The 23737-nt window shown below is 51.4% G+C and carries 20 protein-coding genes and 1 pseudogene; 7 read left to right on the top strand and 14 right to left on the bottom strand.

The features are described from left to right. Positions 1-47: 47 nt before the first annotated feature. Together SNR34_RS14055 and SNR34_RS14050 are read right to left on the bottom strand one after the other, a co-directional pair. A complete protein-coding gene (locus SNR34_RS14055) occupies positions 48-1136 on the bottom strand; it encodes a DUF1835 domain-containing protein (protein WP_486182192.1) in 1089 nt (362 codons plus the stop codon). 34 nt (positions 1137-1170) lie between these two features. Beyond that, positions 1171-1662 carry a MerR family transcriptional regulator gene (locus tag SNR34_RS14050; protein WP_486182191.1) on the bottom strand — a complete coding sequence of 164 codons (492 nt, stop codon included), beginning with the start codon at positions 1660-1662 and terminating at the stop codon, positions 1171-1173. A gap of 173 nt (positions 1663-1835) precedes the next feature. Here SNR34_RS14050 and SNR34_RS14045 point away from each other — a divergent pair, with 173 nt between their 5' ends. The 3 genes from SNR34_RS14045 to SNR34_RS14035 all read left to right on the top strand — a co-directional run bounded on the left by SNR34_RS14045 (position 1836) and on the right by SNR34_RS14035 (position 4892). Further along, complete coding sequence (locus SNR34_RS14045; protein ID WP_343260758.1) at positions 1836-2708, top strand: SDR family NAD(P)-dependent oxidoreductase; 873 nt, start codon at positions 1836-1838, stop codon at positions 2706-2708. A 233-nt stretch (positions 2709-2941) separates the two neighbouring features. Beyond that, complete coding sequence (locus SNR34_RS14040; RefSeq protein ID WP_486182190.1) at positions 2942-3826, top strand: DMT family transporter; 885 nt, start codon at positions 2942-2944, stop codon at positions 3824-3826. 172 nt (positions 3827-3998) lie between these two features. Further along, positions 3999-4892 (top strand): AraC family transcriptional regulator, encoded by an 894-nt coding sequence (locus tag SNR34_RS14035; protein WP_486182189.1) that lies wholly within the window; start codon positions 3999-4001, stop codon positions 4890-4892. A gap of 35 nt (positions 4893-4927) precedes the next feature. Here SNR34_RS14035 and SNR34_RS14030 read toward each other — a convergent pair whose 3' ends face one another. Beyond that, positions 4928-5587: a DUF2306 domain-containing protein gene (locus SNR34_RS14030; RefSeq protein WP_486182188.1), complete on the bottom strand. Its 660-nt coding sequence runs from the start codon at positions 5585-5587 to the stop codon at positions 4928-4930. A 53-nt stretch (positions 5588-5640) separates the two neighbouring features. Further along, positions 5641-6660, bottom strand: coding sequence for a DJ-1/PfpI family protein (locus SNR34_RS14025; protein ID WP_486182187.1), 1020 nt, complete (start codon positions 6658-6660; stop codon positions 5641-5643). Positions 6661-6858: 198 nt separating this feature from the next. Here SNR34_RS14025 and SNR34_RS14020 point away from each other — a divergent pair, with 198 nt between their 5' ends. Then, entirely contained in the window at positions 6859-7572 is a 714-nt protein-coding gene (locus SNR34_RS14020; RefSeq protein WP_486182186.1) for a response regulator transcription factor, read from the top strand. Beyond that, positions 7550-8899: a sensor histidine kinase gene (locus SNR34_RS14015; protein WP_486182185.1), complete on the top strand. Its 1350-nt coding sequence runs from the start codon at positions 7550-7552 to the stop codon at positions 8897-8899. Before SNR34_RS14020 ends, SNR34_RS14015 begins: the two co-directional genes overlap by 23 nt. A 121-nt stretch (positions 8900-9020) precedes the next feature. Here SNR34_RS14015 and SNR34_RS14010 read toward each other — a convergent pair whose 3' ends face one another. Next, the gene (locus SNR34_RS14010; protein ID WP_236417017.1) at positions 9021-9419 is read right to left on the bottom strand and encodes a MarR family winged helix-turn-helix transcriptional regulator; all 399 of its coding nucleotides are present in this window, start codon (positions 9417-9419) and stop codon (positions 9021-9023) included. A gap of 534 nt (positions 9420-9953) precedes the next feature. On the opposite strand from SNR34_RS14010, the gene SNR34_RS14005 reads away from it, so the two are divergent. Continuing rightward, positions 9954-14111, top strand: a complete 4158-nt coding sequence (locus SNR34_RS14005) for a sulfite reductase subunit alpha (protein ID WP_486182184.1) — start codon at positions 9954-9956, stop codon at positions 14109-14111. A gap of 143 nt (positions 14112-14254) precedes the next feature. Next, on the top strand, positions 14255-14605 hold the full coding sequence (locus SNR34_RS14000) for an MmcQ/YjbR family DNA-binding protein (RefSeq protein WP_486182183.1): 351 nt from the start codon (positions 14255-14257) through the stop codon (positions 14603-14605). 4 nt (positions 14606-14609) lie between these two features. Here SNR34_RS14000 and SNR34_RS13995 read toward each other — a convergent pair whose 3' ends face one another. From SNR34_RS13995 to SNR34_RS13955, 9 genes and pseudogenes are all read right to left on the bottom strand, one after another. Further along, entirely contained in the window at positions 14610-16385 is a 1776-nt protein-coding gene (locus tag SNR34_RS13995; protein ID WP_486182182.1) for a sensor histidine kinase, read from the bottom strand. Between the two features lie 34 nt (positions 16386-16419). Then, positions 16420-17004: an RNA polymerase sigma factor gene (locus tag SNR34_RS13990; RefSeq protein ID WP_486182181.1), complete on the bottom strand. Its 585-nt coding sequence runs from the start codon at positions 17002-17004 to the stop codon at positions 16420-16422. Positions 17005-17049: 45 nt separating this feature from the next. Next, complete coding sequence (locus tag SNR34_RS13985; RefSeq protein ID WP_486182180.1) at positions 17050-17535, bottom strand: DedA family protein; 486 nt, start codon at positions 17533-17535, stop codon at positions 17050-17052. Positions 17536-17841: 306 nt separating this feature from the next. After that, positions 17842-18837, bottom strand: a complete 996-nt coding sequence (locus tag SNR34_RS13980; RefSeq protein WP_486182179.1) for an S-layer homology domain-containing protein — start codon at positions 18835-18837, stop codon at positions 17842-17844. A 132-nt stretch (positions 18838-18969) separates the two neighbouring features. Continuing rightward, positions 18970-19275 (bottom strand): hypothetical protein, encoded by a 306-nt coding sequence (locus SNR34_RS13975; RefSeq protein ID WP_486182178.1) that lies wholly within the window; start codon positions 19273-19275, stop codon positions 18970-18972. 41 nt (positions 19276-19316) lie between these two features. Then, a pseudogene (gene tnpB / locus SNR34_RS13970) lies at positions 19317-20407 on the bottom strand (IS200/IS605 family element RNA-guided endonuclease TnpB). A 230-nt stretch (positions 20408-20637) separates the two neighbouring features. Beyond that, positions 20638-21729 carry a Gfo/Idh/MocA family protein gene (locus tag SNR34_RS13965; RefSeq protein WP_236417002.1) on the bottom strand — a complete coding sequence of 364 codons (1092 nt, stop codon included), beginning with the start codon at positions 21727-21729 and terminating at the stop codon, positions 20638-20640. 21 nt (positions 21730-21750) lie between these two features. Next, positions 21751-22671, bottom strand: a complete 921-nt coding sequence (locus SNR34_RS13960; RefSeq protein ID WP_236417000.1) for a helix-turn-helix domain-containing protein — start codon at positions 22669-22671, stop codon at positions 21751-21753. 22 nt (positions 22672-22693) lie between these two features. Continuing rightward, positions 22694-23698 (bottom strand): Gfo/Idh/MocA family protein, encoded by a 1005-nt coding sequence (locus SNR34_RS13955; RefSeq protein WP_486182177.1) that lies wholly within the window; start codon positions 23696-23698, stop codon positions 22694-22696. Between the last annotated feature and the right edge of the window lie 39 nt (positions 23699-23737).

Genomic DNA, 23737 nt, shown 5'->3' with positions numbered 1-23737 from the left:
ACTTCTGTCAACACCTCCTCTTATATTGTGTCTATTGTATCCCCTCCTCACTTCTCTCCCATTAAACGTAATGAAAATTGATGCAGCTGTCCTGGCATTCCCCGGAAAACAAACACGCCCTCGCTGACTAATTTCCAAATTCGATGGGTTATGAACGTAAGGGTTACCCTTTGCCGGATCGAATTCAAAACATGAATGACCAGATCAGCAGCCTCAACAAATGCGCCCGAATTTTCCTGGTGGCGCTGCAGTTCAAGCATGGAAGATACAATAACATCATCAAGGTCTTCTTCCTCGCAACCTATGATCGACCCATTTTTCCATAAACGCAGGATATGATCCTGACCGGCCAATTCTTCCCACTCCGCTTCCAATGCTTTCCTTTCGGCACGGTTCAGAGCGTACCCCTCCCCATAATTTTTCACCATTTCAACATATGTATCACGTTCGATATGTGCCGCCGCATAGGGAGCAGCTTCCTCATCCCAATTCGTTCCCATTTCCTTGCAAGCATGTGTCACATTCGCGATATGGATTACGTTTTTGCGCTCCCTAAGCACATACAATGCAAAACGGAGTCCGGTCTGATCATGGGCGTTATCCGCGCACCAAATGATTACCTTCTTGCTTTCGGGAATATTTCGCAACGTATCCATCATCGCCCCGATTTCGTTACCCGCATTATGTCGTATTGAGAAAATATGCTCCGAATCATTCTCCGAGATCCAGGCTTGCCGAGCCTGCTGCCCTCTTAGGGTATGCAAATCCTTGATGGGGCCCACGGAAAACATGTCATTGAATGCGAGCACGCGGTTTTCCAGCCGTTTTCCCAGCTTGCTCAGCGTCACTTTCAAAGAACCGGCATCCGAGAGGCTGAAAATGATGTGAACCGTCGTTTGCAGCTGTTCGGCTTGAAGTCGTTCTTGTTCAATCGCATTCACTTGTGCTTCGATGCATCGATATAGTTTCTCACCAAATACTTTATGTTCCGTACTGCCTTGTTCCATATGCTGCTGCGCCTCATCCACCAGTCGATGCAACAGAGAACGATAGTCGGAAACGTTAAACTTTCTTGTTTTTTGGTAGAGCTCGTCCACGGAAAAACCTCCCCGGATATTGAATGTTTTTTGCAGCAAAATTATCTCGTATCCAAAACATCATATCATCCGCTTAAACCTTGGGTATCCCGGCCGTTCCCGTAAAATAACGCATCTCCGCGGGCGAGACCTTGGGTCCGGCGCTCTCTCCCCCCGACTCCCCGGTAAAGCCATCCCCTTGAACCGCGGTGCAGTCCTTCCGCATCTTTCCCTGGTCCAGCTTCATGTCGATAAAATCGACGACCTGCTGCAGCGCCGCCATTTGGCTGACGATATTTTCCCTGTGCTGGACCAGCCGCTCCACGAGTTCAGGATAGTCCGCCGGATCGGCGTCAGCGTTCACCGTCAAAAACGGCTTCATTTCTTCGAGCGGCATGCCTGTTTTTTTGAGGCAGGAAATAAGCTGGATGGTGCTTATGGCCTCCTGCCGGTATTCGCGGTGCCCGTTTTCTTTGCGTTCCGCGCGGGGCAGCAGCCCGATTTTTTCATAATATCGGATCGTGTCTTGCGTGATACCCGTTAGCTCCGCCGTTTGTTTGATCGTATATGTCTCTCTCGTTATCATTCCGTTACCTCCCAATCCTTACCTGAGTGCATTATATATCTTGGAGCTGACTCCAAGTCAAGTTTTGAACCCTTTTAAAAAATAATTTGCCACACGCTTGACTTGGAGTCGACACCAACTTATACAATCGGCGCTATCAGAGGGAGCAATCCCTACACTAGGAGGAAACATACATGAAACAAACGACAAACGCTAAAGACCGACAACATATTGCCTTGATTACCGGCGCAAGTGCCGGAATTGGATTGGAGTTGGCACGCAAACTGATTTCCGACCAATGGCAAGTCATTGCCATAAACCGTTCAAACATCCCTCAAGAAGAAACTGAGCTTCACAAGGCCATCGCAAACGGATCGCTGCGCATCTACAAAACCGCCGATCTGTCCGATTATCGCAGCTTAAGAACGACGTTGAACGAGATCAAGACCAAAGAAGAACGAATCGATGTACTGTTCAACAATGCAGGCGGCTCCTTCCCCGAACTGGCATACTCTCCGCAAGGACGGGAAAAACACTATGAGCTAATGACCGTCGTTCCGTATATCATCATGATGGAGCTCAAAGCGCTTTTGGCGAACGGGGATTTAAAAACGGTGATCAATACGTCGTCTTCCGCCTTAAAATACGTGAAGGCGATCCATGTCGACATTCTGGAGCGGCCGCAAACGTTCAAAAAATTGCTCGGTCCATACGCAGCATCCAAGTTGGCTCTTTCCCTTTGGACCAAGAATATTGCGCCGCAGCTGGCGAAAGAAGGCATTTCCATTCGCAGCGTCGATCCCGGAAGCAACAACACGCTCCGAAAAGATAAAGATTCCGGATTGCCTTTATTGGTTAAACCGCTGATGAAGCTCTTTTTCTCGCCGCCAAGCCATGGGGCCGGCTTGCTCTATGACGGCGCGATGGGCCAACATCGCGGTGAGAGCGGCGTATTTTTGCTTAAAGGACGCATTGCCGACTTAAAATTCGAAGATCAAGCACAGAGCGTTTTGGACCGGGTGCAGGAAATCTACGAAACGGAGTACCTCGGTGTGCCCACGGCATAAGGTACCAGAGAGATCTTGTCGCGCAATGCCAACGTCGCTGCTGTTCATTAGCAGTGATCTTTGCTACTATAGATGTCACACTATTTTATATCCAGAGGTGAAAGCGAATGTTTCTAGCTCCTTTGTTCGAGAATGACGTGCCTGCAGGATCCTTCCGTCCTTAATGGAGCGAAGGTGATCCTCCTCTCCGTTAAGGCCTTCATAGACCTTAATCATACGGAGGGAAAATTGAAATGAACAAAACCTTATGGGGTTCTATTTATTTGGCTTTGGCTGCCAGCATCTGGGGCGGCATGTACGTTGTGGTCAAAGTGGTTGTATCCATTGTGCCACCGCTTGAACTGGTTTGGCTGCGGTACTTGGTAGCAATCGTTGCGCTTATCATTGCCGGCGTGGCCACCAAACAGAACTGGCGGATTCGTCCGCGTGATTTCCTGCTCATTATGGCCATTGGAGTCATTGGGCATGCCATTTCGATTGTGGCTCAAGAAGCCGGCACAATGCTGTCATCGGCCCAAATGGGCGCCATCATCACCTCATCAACGCCGGCATTTATGGTTATTTTCGCTTGGCTCATCCTGAAAGAACGCATGTCTTTGCGACAAGGGTTGTCCATTTTGCTTGCGACCGTTGGAGTCATACTGATTATCGGGGTAGGCGCATTGGAGTATTCCAGCCAACTCGGCGGAATTTTCCTGCTCGCTGCGGCTGTGACTTGGGCGCTTATGTCCGTATTGGTGAAACGTGTTCCGACGGATTATTCCCAGATCGTGGTGATTACCTACGCCATACTGGTGGCCATTATTATTCTGACTCCGTTTGTCATTCCACGATTGCATGAGCTGGATGTATCCCAAATGGCCCATCCGACCATATGGGGCGGCATATTGTACTTGGGGATTGTTTCGACCGCAGGCGGATTCCTGCTTTGGAATCGGGGATTACAGTTGTTGAACGTTTCGGGCGGAGGCCTGTTTTTCTTCTTCCAGCCTCTTGTCGGAACGCTGCTCGGGTGGCTTCTATTGGGAGAAACGATCGGTGTTATGTTCTGGATCGGAGCTGTCCTGATCCTGTTCGGTGCTCTGCTCGTCATTACGGAAACCAGGAAAACGAAATAACCGATTGCGCGGGAAACATTCCGGCATCCATCGGCCACAAAGCAGCCTCCTGGGAGGCTGCTTTGCTGCATGCGCATGTAAGCGCTCTGCTGACATTGTGCATTATCAACGGTATAATGTTTTCAAGTGATGAGTGCCAAAAGGAACATTTACCCCAATCAAAGGTGATGACATGTCAAATACGAAGCATTTTTTGGCGCAGGCCCATCGGCTTCCGGTGCTCGACTGGAACCTCAATTTTTTTGGCGCCCACTCCCAACAGGTCGATCCCGGATGGCGCGTGCCCCCCGACTCCCATGCCGCTTTCGAGATCATTTACGTTTTGGCAGGCAGTCAATATACGACCTTCGATCATGATATGTACCATGTGCAGACTGGCGACGTGCTCATCATTCCTCCAGGCTTCGTCCACGAAATTTCGTGTGATGACGAGAATGGCATGACATACTTTTGCGCCCACTTCAAAATTGACGATCCCGAATTCGTCAGGGACATGATTCAGCACTGCGAAATCCATTACAAGAACGGTTCCCCGGAAAATCGAGGGTTACAGGACATTGTGCTGAAGTGGATCGGCATCATTGATGCCGGCAGCAGCAAGACTGGATTTTACACCAAAATGCAAATCCAGATCGTGCTTTCGGAGCTGCTGCTCATGCTTCACTCGATCACGAACCGAACCAATGAAGCAGCATCGGGCGCCAATGTAAACGCATCGCTCTACGCCAAGGAAATTGCCGAACGGATCAAATCCGCGTTCAAAAAACAGAGCCTTCAACCCGAATACTACGAGCTTAGCGAAACACTGCGCATTGAAAAGGTGATGCACTCCATTGGACTTAGTTCCGGTTATGGATATGAGGTGTTCAAAAATGTATATGGCATTTCGCCGCGCGAGTATTTATCCCAATTAAAGCTGAAAGAAGCCAAGGCGCTCATCAAAGATACGCAAATGTCGATCCAGATGATCAGCAAGCGGCTGGGCTACAAAAACGCGTCCCACTTCAGCCGCCAATTCAAGCGCTGGACGGGGGCATCACCGCTGCAATATCGCAATGACAAGTGATGCAGCTAGAGTTCAACAACAAAAACCATCGAAGCCTACGATTCGTAGGTTCCGATGGTTTTTTCGCTGCCGGTCTTATCCAGAATCCGGATGATCGTTTCCGGAATGATCAATAACAGAACGAGGCTGCCATACACACCGTATGTATAACTGCTCGCATAAGCCATGCCGAGGCCTTCATTGAACAGCAACGTGATCAGGTGAATCAGCATGTTCGTAAAACAGAAGGCATAACTGCGGATCATCCAATTCCGGTGCTTTACGATTCGTTTCTTTTTGATCTGCACGACGGCCGTAACCGTCATGATGGGCCAAATCAGATTAATGATATTAAATGCGATGCTGTTGATTCTGCCTCCAGTGGAATACGGCGCCATGTACCCGGACGTCAGCACGACCATCAGCACGGAAACGACATAGATGTACCCGTTGATCCGGTGAAACTTCCGCTGTTTCTCCAGCATGCGGCGCGAAAAATTGATCAGCCCTGCCGCCATCGCCAAACAGGCAAAGGCGACGTGAATGTACATGACTTTTAGCCATGCCGGGAGGTTCAACTCGCGCCCCAGCCCCATTTTGTGACTGAGAAACGCGGTGGCTTCCGGATCGAACACATAATGCCTAGCCAACGAATACAAAATGAAAGTGATGCTGACACCGGCCAAAAGGCGGTAAGCCATGTTTGTTTTTTTCATATATGAACCTTTCCGTTTCTAGTTATCGTCTAACGGCCCTATTGAAGCTCAACTCAAACCAAGCGATGGCCTGTCAGTTTGGATGCTGGCAAAAAACCGGCCTTGGCGGTTCCGCTCATAACATCCCCTTGCACAGTTACCTCGAAATGAAGCTGCAGCTTCATCGGTTTGTTTACCCGAAGGCCCCATACCAATTTGCCCTCCCAAGCGCGAGGATCGATGAGCTCCACAGTCTCGCCGTCCTGCGCAGCCGTCCCCCGAATGCGGCCGTTGTCCGTATGAATCGCAAGTCTGGATTCCAGTTTCCCGATCGGGGTCGCGATGGTTACATCCCAATTTCCTTCATAGGCGGATGAGGTGTCTAGTATGCTCTCGGCAGAAACTGGCGCGAACGCTCCTTCCTCTTCTTTCCCGGACGCGTCCGCATCCTCCGTTGGCACCATGCCTTCCATCCTCCATACCGTTCCCCGCCGTTCGAATTCAAATAACTGTTCCACGGCATGCGCGATGCGCGGACCGAGCGCACGTTCCACCAAATATAAAGCAACGTCAAGCCCGGAAGTCACACCGCCCGCACTCACCAGGTTGCCGTCATCCACGATGCGCGCCTGAACAGGAACCGCTCCGGCAGCTTCCAGAACCTTCATGCCCATATGATGTGTCACTGCATGTCTGCCTTCAAGCAAACCTGACATGGCAAGCAAAAGCGAACCGCCGCATACGGTGGCAACCAAGACGTCTTCTCGTTCCAATGCTTGTCTGATTCGGACAGAAATATCCGTGCTTGCAGCATGATGCAGAATGACGGGAATGGAATCCGGCCCATCCCCGGAAACTTTGCCGGACGCACCCGGCACGAGGATGATGCCGCCGCGTTCAGGCTCAAGTTTCGCGGTCGCCTCGATCTTTAACCCTTGTGTGCCGCTCGCGACGTGCCTGGGCCCTTCGGCAGTAACCAACTCGACTTGCAGCGCATCTTCGGCATACATGGATGCTGCTGCAAAAACTTCATAAGGCGCAATGGCATCCAAGAGATCAAAGCCATCGAACAGCACGATTTGAACATGTAACATCAGTAACGTCCTCCCTGTTATATCTCGATTTGTCATGCAGGGCAAGATCCCCTGTGCCTTTGAAGATCATACCAGCGATATCTCTCGAAAGAAGACGCAAACCCGCCACAAAACCATCAACGAATCATCACAAAATGATAAACTTCCACCGGTTTTCGCTGCGATCATGCTACACTAGGTTTTGAAGGTGGGATATTCATGACTGATTCAAGCACCGTGCTTGTTGTCGACGATGACCTTAGCATTGTCGAATTGTTAAAGGACTTTTTGGAAAACGAACAATTCCGCGTCATCACTGCTTGCAACGCTGCCGAAGCCTGGGACGCGCTCCGGCAGCATGCGATCCAATGCATCGTTCTGGACATCATGATGCCTGGGCAGAACGGCTTCGATCTGTGCCGCCGCATCCGCAAAGAAAGCAGTGTGCCGATTTTGTTCCTTAGTGCCAGAAGCGATGACGTCGATAAAATTAGGGGACTCACGCTGGGCGGCGACGACTATATCGTGAAGACGGCTTCGCCTGGCGAAATCGTCGCCAGAGTGAAGGCCGTATTAAGGCGTACCTTCTCCCCTCCTCCATCCGCGGTCGAACCGCTGCTGGAATACGATCGTTTGCAATTGAATCTTGCATCCAGAGAAGTATTCGTGGAGGGCAGCAAAGTCATGTTCACGCCAAAGGAATATGATTTGCTGCTCCTGTTCGCTCAGCATCCGAAGCAAGTATTTACGTATGATCAACTGCTGGACAAGTTTTGGGGCGGCATCGGCGACAGGCACACGGTACGGGTGCATTTAAGCCGTCTGCGCGAGAAAATCGAGGCAGATCCCGCGAATCCGCAGCTTCTGGTCAACGTATGGGGCGTGGGATATCGCTTTGAAGGAGGATCTCGTGAGAACGCTTCGGATTCGTAAACTCATGCTGCTTTATCTGTTGTTCATCCTGCTGCTGCCCTGGCTCCTGTTTGTGACCGCCCATTACATCGAATCCGGGACGTTCAGATTTTCCGTTGCCCCGCTGCCGAATGAAGAGCAGCAAAGGCAGCAGAACGAAATCGTTGAACAGATCGAAAGGAATACGGAACGGTGGAGTGCATCCGATTGGCAAGCCCAGCTGAAAGGCCTGTTGGATCACGCAAACATGAATGTTTCCCTGTTCTCGGCATCCGGCCAGGAGATCTATCGTTCCGATGTCAACCAAACCAAAAGATATGCTTCCGTTGAACGGTATACGCTGATGGAAGACGGCCGATTGAAGGGGAGGGTCGAACTGTATCTCCCCAAAACAAACCAGCTTCAAGTGTGGTCCATCTTCACGGGGTTTTTGCTGGCATTGTTCGTGATCGGCATGGAAATGCGGCGTTATTTGATCAAACCCCTTGAGAAGCTTAGCGCATCCGTGCGGCTGCTTGCCGGCGGGGAGTGGAACGTGCCGATGCCTGCTTCCCGCATTAAAGAAATCGCCGATGTCAGGGATGCCTTCGATGAGATGGTGCAAGGACTGAAGAAGTCCAATCTCCAGCAAACGAAGCTGGAAGAAGAGCGCAGGTTCGTCATTGCCGCCGTAGCGCATGATCTTAGAACCCCCCTCTTCGCGCTGCGCGGGTACCTTGACGGACTGCAGCTCGGCATTGCCCAGTCGCCCGAGAAAACGGCGAAGTACATAGCCGTCTGCAAGGAAAAAGCGTCCCAGCTGCACCGTTTGGTCGAGGATTTGTTTACGTTTGCCAAAATGGATTACGGCGAAGGCGCGATTGCCAAGGAAATCGTCAACCTGCGCACGGTCCTGCAGCAATCGGCGGATAGCGTGGAGCCGTTCGCCCGGCAAAAGAACGTAACGCTCGCGGTACGTTCCGCGGAAGCGTGCATCGTTCGCGGCGACGCTCATCTGCTGGAACGTGCGATAAGCAATTTGCTGGATAATGCCGTGAGATACACGCCTGATCATGGAAAGGTCAGCGTGGAGTGCGGCTCCGCGAACGATCAGGTCTGGTTTACGATTCGGGATACCGGACCGGGGTTTGCCCCGGAGGAACTAGGTCGGCTCTTCGAGCCTTTGTTTCGGGGCGAAATGTCCCGGAACCGGGCTACCGGAGGTAGCGGCCTGGGCATGACCATTTCCGAGCGCATCATCCGGCGGCACGGAGGCGAGCTTGCGGCAGGCAACGACCCGAGCGGCGGAGCGCTGTTATCGGGCCGGCTTCCATCCGTGCAGCATGCCGAAAAAGCCACTGAACGTTAGCATTCAGTGGCTCCCTTTTTATCTCCTGACACATGAACGGTCGGCATTCGCGCCGCGACTTGTCCCTCCCTCATCTTTTCTTCGTTCTCCGTCCAGCCTCAAGCCGCGCGACCGAAACCGCCTAAAGCCCTTGAAATTCCAGCAAACCAGCCCGTTTCAGCTCTTCCATATGAATCTCCGACAATTCGGCCAACAATTCCATTCCGTGTTCCGTCAGCCGAATGAACGTGCTGCGTTTGTCCTGTTCGTTGGGGAATCGGCTTACCAGGCCAAGTTCCTCGCATCGTTTGACCAACTCGACGCAAGCGTGCGGCGTAATTTGCAGCCGTTCGGCCAGTTCTGTCGGCGTAGCATGCTCGCGATCAGGAAATCCCATAATCGAGAGCATTAATTGATGATACTGCGGGGTAAGTCCTTTGCTTCGTGCGGCCTCCTCGCTGAACCGAATGAACTTGCGAATGCGATAGCGGAACATGGCAAGCTGCTCATAAATATGTTTGGGCAATGGATTCATGGACATCGAAAAACTCCTTCAACCGAGATCATTATCTATATAAGTTGAACCGATGATTTTTACACGGAGTCACTACGTAGTCAGAACCATCTTCCGATCACTGTTATCCCCAGATTTTTTTGATCTCCTTTTTGCAAAATCCGGTGAAGCTTATGCTTCCGATGCAGCTTTCTTTCAGAAAGCTTTTAGACCGCTTCGCTTCTTCAGATTCTTTCTGCCCTCTCCGTTATCGTGTAAATGTCTAGTTCAACCTATATAGAGTTTATTTCATTTTCTTCAGTGACACAACTCAAACATAACTTATACATAACATATAATGATATGTTATTCCACCTACACACCGCCTATCCACCCTCTCTAAACATTCATTTTTAAAAATCACAATTACCATGTCATGTAACATAACATTAATTTATTGACTTATATCGTGAAGCGATATATATTTTAGCTAAACAGTTCCGAATAAATTGGATTTTTAATAAACAACATTCAAGCTACAAAAAAATCCGTGTCATATACACGTCAAGTATGGTGATTTCGATGATGACTGAAAAAATAAAAAGCGTCTGCCCTTATTGCGGCGTAGGTTGTGGAATCGTTATGGAAGTATCCGGCAATCGCGTCATTAAAGTTACCGGCGACAAGGAGCATCCCGCCAATTACGGCCGCTTGTGCACCAAAGGGAACTCATGTGCCGAGGCCTTGGTTGAATCGGGCAGAATGGAGTTTGCGTACCAACGCCCTGCCCGCGGGCAAGCTCCCGTTCAGGCCAACGTGAAAGAAACCATTAAAGAAACGGCGCGACGGTTGCGCTCTATTCTTGACGAACATGGTCCTGACGCCATTTCGTTCTACGTGTCGGGCCAAATGTCGCTGGAAGCCCAGTACCTGGTCAACAAACTTTCCAAAGGTTTCATTCGCACCAACCACATCGAGTCCAATTCCCGTCTTTGCATGGCCAGCGCCGGCAGCGGATACAAGCTTTCGCTCGGCGCGGACGGTCCTCCGGGTTCTTATGAAGATATGGACCGCACGAATCTGTTTTTCGTCATCGGAGCCAACATGGCCGACTGCCATCCCATCTTGTTTCTGAGAGTCATGGATCGCGTCAAAGCCGGCGCCAAACTGATCGTCGTCGATCCACGCCGCAACGCGACCGCCGACAAGGCAGACCTCTACATGCAAATTAAGCCGGGAACGGATCTCGCCCTGCTTAACGGAATCTTGTATCTGCTCGTGCACAACGGGCACACCGATCAGGATTTCATCTCCCGATTCACGGCGGGCTGGGAGAGCATGCCCGATTTCCTTGACGATTACACGCCGGACAAAGTGGCCGCAATCACCGGCATTCCCGAAGCGGATATTCGCCTGGCAGCCCAATGGATCGGCGAATCCCCCGAATGGATGAGCTGTTGGACGATGGGCCTTAACCAGAGCACGCACGGTACGTGGCATACCAATGCGATATGCAACTTACATCTGGCTACAGGCAAAATATGCCGTCCCGGAAGCGGCCCCTTCTCCCTCACCGGGCAACCGAATGCCATGGGAGGCCGCGAAATGGGATACATGGGTCCGGGTCTTCCAGGCCAACGGTCCGTGCTTGTTGAAGCAGAACGCCATTTCATGGAAGACCTGTGGAACATCCCCCGCGGCACGATCCGTACGGAAGTGGGTACAGGCACGATTTCCATGTTCCAGAGCATGCAAACGGGCGATATCAAAGCATGCTGGATCATTTGCACGAACCCGGTCGCCACGGTCGCAAACCGCAGCAACGTCATTGCAGCCCTTCAGGCAGCCGAATTGGTTATTACGCAGGATGCGTTCCTGAACAACGAAACCAACGCGTACGCGGATATTATGCTTCCCGGCGCGCTGTGGGCCGAAGCCGAAGGCGTGATGATCAATTCCGAGCGCAATGTGACGCTGATGAGGAAAGCGGTCGATCCTCCCGGCGAGGCGCTTCCCGATTGGAAGATCATTGCCGAGGTCGCGTGCGAGATGGGATTTTCGGATGCGTTCACCTACGCAAGTTCGGCCGATGTTTACCGCGAAATCCAGCAAGCCTGGAACCCCAAAACCGGTTACGATATCCGCGGCGCTTCATACGAGCGATTGCGCGAGGCGCCCGTACAGTGGCCCAGCGCCCCCCAATCGGATCAGACGCGTAACCCGATACGGTATCTGAACGATGGAATCAGCCAGAAGCTGCGGGAAAACGAGGACGGGATCCTTCCCTCCCTTTCGTTCGCCACCGACAGCGGCAAAGCCGTGTTTTGGGCCCGGCCGTACGCCCCGCCCGCAGAGCTGCCGGACAGCGAATTCCCATTTGTCTTAAATACGGGACGATTGCAGCACCAATGGCACACCATGACCAAAACCGGGAAGATCGCCAAGCTGAACAAGCTGAATCCCGGCCCTTTCATCGAAATCCATCCCGAAGATGCAGCAGCGTTAGGCGTCCGCGAATCGGATCGCGTCCACATCCAATCGCGCCGCGGGCATGCGATCCTGCCTGCCGTCATTACGGATCGCGTCATGCCCGGCAGCTGTTTTGCGCCGTTTCATTGGAATGATGCATTCGGCGAACACCTCGCCATTAACGCGGTGACGAGCGATGCCATCGATCCGGTGTCTCTCCAACCCGAGTTCAAATACAGCGCGGTTTCCCTTACGGTTGTTGCGGATCAAACAACGAGTCATCCTGCTTCGCCCCGAGGCAGGGAATTCTCTCGCGATGCCGCCGACACCATGAACCATTTGCAAAAGGAGGAAAAGTATATGGCTAAGGTCGATACGCTTGCCGATCTATTAGGCATCCCCGCCTCGCCGGAGATGACCTTGGATGGTCATGAGAAAATCTATCTCGCCGGTTTCATTGCCAGTTTGCGTGCGGATGAAGCCATAGCTCCCTCCGGCGTGCCGGTATTGCCCCATACCGCCCCTGTCGATCCTTCCAAAAAGTTATGGCTGGACGGACTGCTGGCCGGCATGTTCTCGCGCACCCAGCTTCCGGAAACGAACCTGCTTCCTTTAATGAGTCCTTATGCCGAAGCCTCCGCAACTGCCACAATGCCCCAGCAAACGGGCGAGACGGATTCCGCTAAACCCAAATTGACCCTGTTATGGGCCTCCCAAACCGGCAATGCGGAGGACGTGGCGAACGAGTGCAGCCGCAAATTCCGAGCAGCAGGGCTGGATACCCGGCTTGTATGCATGAACGAATACGCGATTGCAGACTTGGCCTCCGAACAAAACGCGGTGTTCATTTCAAGCACCTTTGGAGCCGGCGACCCGCCGGATAACGGCGAAGCCTTCTGGCATGCGCTGAAGTCGGATAACGCTCCGCGTTTACACGGTTTACGCTATGCCGTCCTGGGCTTGGGCGACTCCAGCTACGATGAATTCTGCGGGTTCGCCCGGAACCTGGATGCGAGGCTGGAACAGCTCGGCGCTTCAAGGCTGACGGACCGGGTCGATTGCGATACCGATTTCGAACAGCAGATCGCACCATGGATTGGAAAGATCGAAATCAATTTGAAGGAAGCTCCTTTGCACGAAGGCGCCTTGAAAACGTACGATCGCAATCACCCTTTGCATACACGCATTGTTTCGAACCGGTTGTTAAGCGGCGAAGGTTCCGAGAAAGAAACCCGCCATTATGCATTCGATATTTCCGACACGGGCTTTCATTATGAAGCAGGCGATGCGCTCGGCGTCTGGCCAGTCAACTGCCCTTCGCTGGTCGAAGAAATTTTGCAGGCGACCGGGCTTGATTCCACAACTCTGGTGAATATTAAAGATCGGGAAATCCCGCTATCGGAGGCGCTGCTCAAACATCTTGAAATTGCGCGCATCACCCCCGGATTTTTGCAATTCGTGCAAGAGCGCTCCGGAGATGAGACCTTGAAGCGCCTTATCCAGGATGATGACAAGGAACCATTGAGGCAGTGGCTATGGGGCCGCCAGATTGCCGATGTCTTACAGCAATTTCCGATCCGGCTAAACACGGAAGAGCTGTTATCCATTCTGAAGCCTCTCCAGCCCCGTTTCTACTCTATTTCGTCGAGTTATCTCGCCGATCCTGATACGGTGCATATTACGGTATCCACGGTTCGTTACGAATGCAACGAAGCACGAAGGCACGGCGTATGTTCGGCATATTTGGCCGATCGGGCCGAGCAAGGCGGTGAGGTTCGCATTTTCGTGCAAAAATCCACCCACTTCAGGCCGCCGGCAAATCCGGAAGCTCCGATGATTATGGTCGGTCCAGGCACCGGCATCGGTCCGTTCCGCGGATTTTTGCAGGAACGGCAAGCCCAGGAAGCCACGGGCAGGAACTGGCTGATCTTTGGCGAGCAGCGGGCAGCGGCCGATTTCTACTACGAGGATGAGCTGGAATCGATGAAGCGCAGCGGGTACCTCCACCGTTTGGATACGGCGTTTTCCCGGGATCAGGAGGAAAAAATCTACGTTCAGGACCGCATGCTGGAGCATGGAGCGGAATTATGGAAATGGCTTGAGGAAGGCGCCCACTTCTACGTTTGTGGGGATGCTTCCAGAATGGCCAAGGAAGTCGATGCCACGCTGCATAATATTATTCAGAAGCATGGTGGAATGAGCAGGGACGAGGCAGAATCCTACGTCAAAGACATGCTTCGTTCCAAACGATACGCCAACGATGTCTATTAGAGCGTGATATGTAAAAAGGGAGGCTTGCGAACGACGCAAACCCTCCCTTTTCTTATTCCAACGTCATTGATTCACTGCAAACCGAACGCGCATTCTGATATAATGATGATCAATCATCCTTATACATATGGAGGCGATCACCCATGACAAAAGACGAACTCGTCGAATATTGCCTGACCTTTCTCGGCGCTTACGAAGACCATCCTTTTGGCCCTGAATCCACTACGATGCGCCACGCCGGGAACAAAAAAATGTTTGCGCTCATTATGGAGCTGGGCGGTCGTCCATGCGTCAATCTGAAATGCGAACCTGAACGCGCGGATTTCCTGCGCGGCATGTTCAAGGACGTTACGCCGGGATATCACATGAACAAGGCGCATTGGAACACGGTCTATCTGGACGGCGAATTGCCGGATGACGATATACAAGAGTTGGTCCGGCACAGTTTCGAACTGACGAGACCCAAAATGCCCAGGAAGAGAAAGCTGGATTAGGGGATTAGCTCTCTTCTCCCTCGCCCGTGGGAAATTCAACGAAAAATCGAACCCCATCGGCCAAATTCGTTACGCCATATCCGCTGCCATGCATGTCCAAAATTTGTTTGACGATGGACAAGCCTAACCCGTTGCCGCTGTTATAACCGCTTCGCGATGCATCGATCCGGTGAAATCTTTCCCAGATCAGGTCCAATTGGGATTGAGGTATGGGCTGGCCCTTATTTTCTACCGTCAACCTCGTCGAAAGGGCGCTGCTTCGAATCTCCACGGTAATGATGCTATGTTCATCCGCATGCCGAACCGCGTTTACGAGCAAATTCCGGATCACTTGCTCGATCCAGTCCGGATCGGCCACGATGGGAAGCTCATTTACCGGAACGACGTCGATGGCCAACCGTTTGCCGTCCAAGGCATGAATGAGCTTGCCGGCCACCCGCTCCGTCAGTTCGCTGAGCAAAAAGGTCGTCTTTCGAAGCGCAATCGATCCCGAATCAAACCGGGCCAAATCAAGCATGTCTTTGATCAACTTCTCCATCTTTTTCGTCTCTTCGATAATGACGGATACATAGTGGTCCTGCTTTTGCACGCTCACGGCGTCATGCAATCCTTCGGCAAAGCTTTTAATGATGCTTAACGGTGTCTTCAGCTCATGCGATGCCCCTGAGAAAAAACTTTGCTGCATCTTTTCGAGCTTTTGCTTCTGCTCCATGTCCCTTTGCAGCTTCTCGTTCGCCTTGGTCACCTCATGTAATGCCGCGTCGAGATTGACGGACATCGTATACATGCTTTGAGCCAGGCTTCCCATTTCATCACGCTGCGGCAAAGGCGGCGGTTCCATGCTGAAATCAAGCTTGACCATTCGTTTGGCCATCTGATTTAACGTAATAAGCGGGCGGGTAACGACTTTGGAGAAAAAGAGCGACAAAAACAAAATGAGCACACCTCCTCCGATTCCCCAATAGATCGAAAACCATTGGAATGCCTCGTTCGTGTCGCTTACTTCCTGCAGCGATGTGAGCGAAAACAGCAACACCAGCTCCTGATCGGGTCGCTGTACAGGTTGAATCGTAATGATGTTGCGGGTACCGCTCCACGGTTCCTCCCATTCCTGTTCAACGCTTTTCATGCTGCGGAGGTCTTCGATCAGGGTATCAGGCAACGGGAATTGCTCATAGATCGCCTCCATCAGAAGCCCGTGCCGGTTGTTCCAGACTTTGGGCAGGGTAAGCTCCGTTACGGTGCCCGTGACCGTTTTGGACGAATCCCCTTGTTCACCGATGAGCGGCAGGCCTTTCTTGGATATTTGGCCGGGATACATCACGTGATCGGGATTCGCGCTCTCCATCGCTTCGATGTCTTCATCGCTCCAAACGGTTAGACGATCCCCCACCTTAATGTCCAAACGTTTGAACTCTTCCCCGTACAGATTCATGAACAGCGAAAGAGACACGTTTGTTTTTTGACCGTCATCCTCCGTTATAATCATGTGGTAGGGGTCCTCCCATACCAAGTTTCCCTTCATATCCACAACCGTGACCTGGCTTTTGTTTCGATTCATGAACTGCAGCATCTGGTTGGAAAACCTCTTGTTGTCACCCGGCGTATCCTTATAATATTCGGCCAGTCTAGCCAGATTTTGTTCAACCTTGCCGAGCTTGTGATTTTCATAAAAGCGTTCAAAGAAAAACAGCTGGGAAAAAATAACGATCCCGTAAAAGCAAACAAAAAACAATGCCGTCACCAAAAATAATTTGCGCGTGATTCCCCAATTTTTCATGCATTCTCCTTACTTTACGATGCTTTGCAATCAGTTATGAAAAGGTATGAATGCCGTTGACGGGCGCCTCCATGACCAAACGTTTCTTCAAATCATTGCGTGCCCGGAACAAATAGGTTTTGGCCGTATTTTCCGGAACTTGGTTTACAGCGCTGATTTCTTTCAATGACATGCCGAGCACATAACGCTGATAAATGTAGGGTCTCCATTTCGAGGGAATATTCTGAATCATCGCATGGATCTTGCCTGCTTCTTCGTTGTGCACCAATTTCTCTTCCGGCGTTTGCTCATCGGAGGGGATGATGTGAATCCATTCGAGAACATCCGACTGGTCCGAGCCAAGTGAACTGACCGTTTTTCGAACCTTTCGGTATTTCAATGTGTCCAGGCAGACGTTCTTGCCGATTCGATAAATCCATGCCGTGATATTTTTTTTCTCGTCCATGCTGTCCATATTTTTATAAACCCGCAAAAACGTTTCCTGTACGATGTCATCGCAATCCTGACGTTCTTTGAAGTATTTGGAAGCCAATCGAAAAACCATGTTCCGGTAGCGCTCCATGAGCGTGGTGAACAAGTCTTCGTCGGTTCCCGCATGCCATGTCAACAAACGACTCATTGTGTCAAACCCCATTTCTCTCCCGAATCGAACGATGATGATCATTTAAGTCATTCGGCCAAGCGCGTGGCCCATAGTGATGAAGATGGAACACCAGAGCAAAGCGCCAAGGCTGGCGATGAAGAAGTAATTTCTGAACCGCATGCCGCTAATGCCCGAAAAATAACAAGTCAGGTGGCGTAATCCCGGAATGAAGTAGCCGATCAGAATCGTCCATCCCCCGTAACGTTTGAACCAATGGGCAACCTTATCCAGCTTGTCAGGTGTCAGAAAGACATATTTTCCGTATCGAACCAACAATGGATGTCCAAACGTTCTGCCCAGCCAGTAGCTCAGCATCATGCCGGTCATGGCTCCCAAAAAGCTGATCGCAATAGAAGGCATGTAATCCAGCGTTTGAATCGAAGCCAGGTAACCTACCGTCGTCATCAAAATTTCATCAGGAATGGGCAGTCCCACGATACCTACAGCGAGCAATATGTATATGGCGGCGTATCCGTATTGGCTAACGGTTTCCATGACCCAGTTCATGTGATCCCCCTCTTCATGGTGCATTTCATGATCGAGTTATCGTGCTGGTGTTGAAGGTTTCGTCGTATACTGAATGTTCGTTCTGTTAGAATATATAAAATGTGCAGTTCAACCTGTATAAACGCGCTTTCCTTTCAGTATCCCCAGGACCGCCTTTCAACTTTCACGGTAGATGAACCTATTTTATTGATTCCGTTTGTCGTTTGTGTGTCCAAATCGCCAGAAAACGGAATATTAGCTCTATTACACAAAGAAAGACACCACGTATGGTGTCTTCCCTCACTAATTATTATTGCTCGCGATCTTTTATTTTTGAAGATCAAGTAAATGGGTCAAAATCGTTACCGCTTCGGCACGGGTCGCGATTTTCCCTGGAGCAAACCGGTTATTGCCTACACAGTTCACCAATCCGGATTCAACGGCGGCCGCCACATACGGCAGCGCCCATGCCGGAATTTCGTTTGCATCCCTGAATGCAAGCTGCTTCGAACCATCCGCTGTTAAGTTCGCTGCGCGCGCGATGATTGTCACGAGTTCCGCACGGCTCAGCGGTTTGTGCGGACCAAAGGACCCATCCGGGTAACCTTGGATGATTCCGGCCTCCACGGCACTGTCGATATAAGCTTTGGCCCATGCAGGAATCCGTGACGCATCCGCGTAGCTGCCGCTTGCGCTTGCCTCTTTGAGTCCCAGAGCCCGGCTGAGCATCGCCATAAATTCGGCACGGGTGACCTTCTGATCCGGACGGAATGTACCGTCGCCGTACCCGTTTACGAACCCTGCACTGACCGCTTTATCGATGGCTGCTTTTGCCCAATGGCTCGAAATATCCTTAAGCGCCGGCGCATTTGCCGAACTTCCGCCGGAACTCGAACCTGTCCCAGGTTGGGACCCTTGGTTCGTTCCACTGCCCGGCGTAGTGCTCGTTTTATCTTGATCTTTGTCCGTGCTGCTGCCTGGTTGAGTGGTTGTACCGTTTCCACCAGATCCGGTAGTTGCACCGTTTCCGCCCGATCCGGAACCCGTTCCCGGATTCGAACCCGAATTCCCCGGATTGCTAGGATTCGTTACAGCGGATTTCTTTACGATACCAAATTGGTCAATGACAAACGGCGCAGCGTCATGCAGGTTTTGGTCGATCTCATAGGTCACTGCCGTCAGTTTGTTTCCTTCAATCGTAATGCCAACGAAATTCTGAACCTGGCTGCGCATTGGTCGACGGTTGTCTTTAGGATCCGGACCATACTTGGCCGCATGGTTCTCTTCCGCGCGATCAAAGAGACTGTAGTAAGCTTCACCCAAGTCAGTGCTCGGATTTTTGTATTGCTATTTTGATTAATTTCATACGTCAATGCGGAAAGTTTGTTCCCGTCCACCGTAAACGACACAAAGTTTTGAACCTTTCCTCTCGCGGTACTCGTTGTGTCGCCTTCTTCACGGGCATGGTTCTCTTCGGCCCGCTCGAACAAGCTGAAGTACGCTTCCCTCAGAGCAGGTTTTTGATTTTTTGAAATATACTTTGGCACCTGCCGTGGCTGGAATCAAATAGATCGTGCCATCCGGTTCAACCGTATATTCAATGGTCTCGCCATTGAAACTTTCCGTAATTTTGGACGCCTCTTCCGCCGTTCCATCCTGCTTGATCGGCTTGGTGCGTGCTTGAACACTCCCACCACTTAGCTTTCGCTTGAAGTGGGGGGATTCTTGGGTAATCGAACCTCTGGGTTCGAAGTGGACCAAGCGATCCCTGTGGTCCCCACAGTTCTTTTCGATATGACGATCTATATGGCAACATCCTTAATGTTTCGGGCTGCATTAACATCTCGATCATGGAGGGTCTGGCAGGATGGACACACCCATTGCCGTACCGAAAGATCTTTCACTTCTCGGTGTAGCGCTCCGCATACATGGCAGGTTTGACTTGTCGGAGCGAACGGTTCCGCAATCTTGAGGGTACGCCCGTACCATTCCGCTTTATACGTGAGCTGCCTTCTGAATTCACTCCAGGACGCATCGGCGATCCATTTGGCCAGCTTGTGATTCTTGAGCATGTTTGAAACTTTTAAGTCCTAGGGTACTGATCGTTTGGTTTTCACGAATCAGCTTGGTGGACAGCTTGTGCAAAAAGTCATGGCGGATATTCGCCATTCTCTCGTGGATCCGGGCGATCTTCCGTTTGGCTTTTTTCCAATTGGAGCCGTCTTTCGTGCGCCGGGCCAGCCTCCGTTGCCAACTTGCCAACTTCTTTTCATATTGGCTCCAGGCTTTCGGATGAGTAACCCGCACACCCTCGGAGGATACCGCAAACGTTTTAAGTCCTAGATCGATCCCTACCGACTTATCGTTATCCCACAAGGGCTCGATCTCCACTTCACAAATGAGCGATACAAAATACTTCCCCGCGGCATTTCGCCGTACCGTAGCCGAGAGGATGCGTCCTTCACAGGTGCGAGAGTTTGCAAACCGCAGCCACCCCAGCTTGGGGAGCTTCAGCTTCCTCCCATTCACAGCGATGTTTCCATTGGTGTATCGGGCCCTTGTAACTTTGCACTGGATGTTTACGGTTTTTGAAACGCGGAGCCTGTGTCTGCTTCTTGAAGAAACGATCAAAGCTATCGGCTACATGCCGAACAGCCGATTGTAGGGCAATACTATCCGTTTTTTTCAACCAAGGATGTTCTTGTTTTAGATCTGGAAGCTGCGTGGCACAAGCATGGTACGACAAGCTCTTGCCCGTAGCGTCAAACGTATCCTTCCATTGTCCCAGAAAATAGTTGAACACAAAGCGGCAACAGCCAAACATCTGATGGATCCACTGCTGCTGAGTACGATTGGGGTAGATCCGATACTTGTATGCTTTATGGAAGAGCATGCCATAAACCTCCGTTCCTTGCAGTTATTATAGCACATACGTTCGGTTTTGGATAGAAAAAAATGGCAATTCATTCCCCGCCTAAAGCTGACGCTTTTGAGGAGGGAGTCTTCTCGCCTTCAATGATAAAAAATACGACAGCCAAGAGTGTACAACCTCTCTCAACTGCCGCATTCGTTTAGAACGGGGGTCATTTTCGATTCCGCTAAGCTGCAATTCACATGGCTTGATTAGTTGGATTCGTTCAAATACACGGCCTTGCCGGTACGTGCCGATTCATAGATCGCTTCCAAAATTTGCGACACGACCAATGCCTGCCTTGGCGTAACGACCGGATCCTCGTCTTTGTCGATCGCTTCGATCCATTTGCGCATCTCGACGTCCGGAGCGCTTTCGCTTTTTCCTTCATAGAACGCGACGCCATTGGCGCTTAACTCCACGTCCTGGGTATAGAGGCGGCCCAGTTTTTCCCCGTTGATCCGCAGTCCGTTCTTCATGTCCGCGCCTGCCTCGGTACCGCTCAAGCTGCATTTGGCCTCATCGATATCCATCGAGTTGAGCGCCCAGCTGGATTCCAGCATAATGGTTGCGCCATTTTCCATGACAATCATGCCAAAGGCGGAATCTTCGACGGAAAACTGTTTGGGATCCCACGGTCCCCATGCGTTTGCGGCATTTTCCCTTTGCGAAAGCTGGTGATGGGTCGTACCCAGGACCACTTTCGGCTTATAGTTGTTCATCATCCAAAGCGTCAAGTCCAGGGCATGAGTGCCGATATCGATCAACGGACCGCCGCCTTGCTTTTCTTCATCGAGAAATACGCCCCAAGTCGGAACGGCTCTCCGGCGAATGGCATGGGCTTTGGCAAAATAGATCGAACCCAGTTCCCCGGCATCACACAGCTGTTTCAGGTAAAGGCTGTCTTCCCGGAAACGGTTGTTGTATCCGATCGTCAGCTTTTTGCCGGTACGCTCCGCAGCTTCAAGCATGAGTTTGGCCTCGGCAGCCGTTTTGGCCATCGGTTTTTCGCACATGACGTGTTTGCCTGCCTCCAGGGCCGCAATGGAAATCTCCGCATGCGAATTGTTGGGGGTGAGCACATGCACGATATCCAACGTTTCGTCCTGAAGCAGCTCGCGGTAATCCGCATATACCTTGGCATCTGAACTGCCATACTTTTGTTTCGCTTCTTCGGCACGTTCTTCGACGATATCGCAGAAAGCTGCAAGCTCAACCCGATCCAGCTTGCTCAAACTGGGCAAATGCTTCCCTTTGGCAATGCCGCCACATCCAATGATTCCTACGCGGTATACTTTTTCCATATCCATTCTCCTCACACCTGTTTATTTTGAACTTTGTTTCATTTTGCGATAAACCGCCGGAGTCAGACCCATGCGCTTGCGAAAGACGGCATGCAAATAATTGGCATTGGCAAACCCGGAAGCGCCGGCGATCTCTTCAATGGAAAGGCTGTTTTCCTCAAGATTGCGACATACGTTGCGCAGGCGAATATCTTCCAGCACGCGGCTAAACGGCATGTTCGGCTGAACCTGGTAAAATATCCGCTGCAATTGCCTTGTGCTGATATGAAGCTTTTCTGCCACATGTTCCAGCGTCACGGCTGCGGGATGGTTGGCCTCCATGTATTGGAGCGCGTATTCATACCTGTACATGGTCATGTCCCGTATGGGCGCTTCCGCTTGGTACGGTCCGTTGTCGTAAGCCTGAACCGTCCGCAGCAAAATGCTGACGACCAGCTGTTTAATCGTTGTGTAATACCCGACGCGTTTATGATCACACGCTTCGTATGCTTCCAAAAAACAGCTCATGGCCCGATGGTAATCCTGGACAGGAACAAGCGGCAGCGCGCCGAGCTTTTGCACCGTTTCTTCCGCTTCGGCCGCTTCCCAAGGATCAACATCTTCCCTCCGGCGCGGGACGATGTCCACGTGCAGGCATAATTCGTCCATGTCCTGTTCGGCATCCGCTTCCTGATAATGGACCACGCCAGGGCCTGTCAAATACAGCATGCCTTCGGACAAGGAATGCGACTGCTCCCCAAGAATTACGATTCCTTTGCCGCGGGGGATAAAGTGAAATTCGTATTCGGCATGATTGTGGAAATCGATGACCCTTCCTGCGGGAAACGAAGTCAAATGAAATCGGAGGACCCGAATTTCGTAATGCCCCCATAGGATCGAAACATCCAGTCTCTCCAGCAAATCCTGCCGTTCAAGCATTTTTCCATAGGGATATCGGCTCACAAGCTCCACCCGCCTTCCCTAGTTACGCCTGCAGCTCGTGAAGCGAAATTTTTCGCCCTTCTTTAGCAGAAATATTGGATGCCTCCATCAAACGGGTCAGCTCCACGGCCATGTCAACATTATCCACCGCCTGGGTGTCGTCAAGAATGTGGGAAACCCACTGATTGAATGCGCTTTCTTTACGATCAGGCAATGGGACTTCCGTCCACTCCCTATAAGCTTCGGGACCTTTGTTGGTGCGAATAAGCAGCTTGGCTTCAGGCGTACCGTATAGCAGCGACCCTTCCGTGCCATGAATCTCGATCGTGAATGGGGAATGGCTGTTCACGAATCCAGCCTCGACCACGCCGATGGCGCCTGATTCCGTAAACAAGGTCACGACGGCGTTATCTTCGACTTCTTTGCCGGTCACGTATCCGAAATTCGCTTGAACTCCGGTAACTTCCTCCCCAAGGAAAAGTTTGGCCAGGTACATCGGATGACATCCGAGGTCAATCAGCGCGCCTCCCAGGCAATCTTCAAGGCTGTAGAAATGCTCTGGCAGCCATTCCCCAATCGCTCCATTATGCGATAACCTGGCCCTGACATGTGTGATCTTACCCAGCAAACCTTGCTGGAGGATGTCCAGCGTTTTCAACGTATATCCCTCGTTCAAGCGAGGCAGCGAAACCGTCAGTTTAACACCGTGTTCCCGAACGGCCGCCAAAATTTCGTTCGTTTCCGCCAGCGTTGGAGCAAGAACCTTCTCGGTAAAAATATGTTTGCCCGCCTTGGCGGCGGCCACGATGACTTCACGGTGAAGGCGGGTTGGCGCATCCACGATTACCGCTTGCAGATCCTCCTGTGCGAGCATGGTCCCGAGCTCCGGGAAGAAAGGTACATCCAGGCGCTCAGCCGCCTCTTTGCCGCGCTCGGCGTTTTCATCCCACACGGCAGCCAGCACGGTCTCTTCATGCTGCTCGGCTTGGCGGATGTAGTCCCAGGCATGCACATGCCATAAGCTGATTTTGCCAATTCGAATGGTCACGATGTTGTACCTCCGATATATAATATTCTGACATTCCAC

Source organism: Paenibacillus sp. XP01 (genome assembly GCF_057364885.1).
The sequence above is the reverse complement of the archived record's forward strand: the minus strand, read 5'-3'. Positions and strand labels throughout refer to the sequence as shown.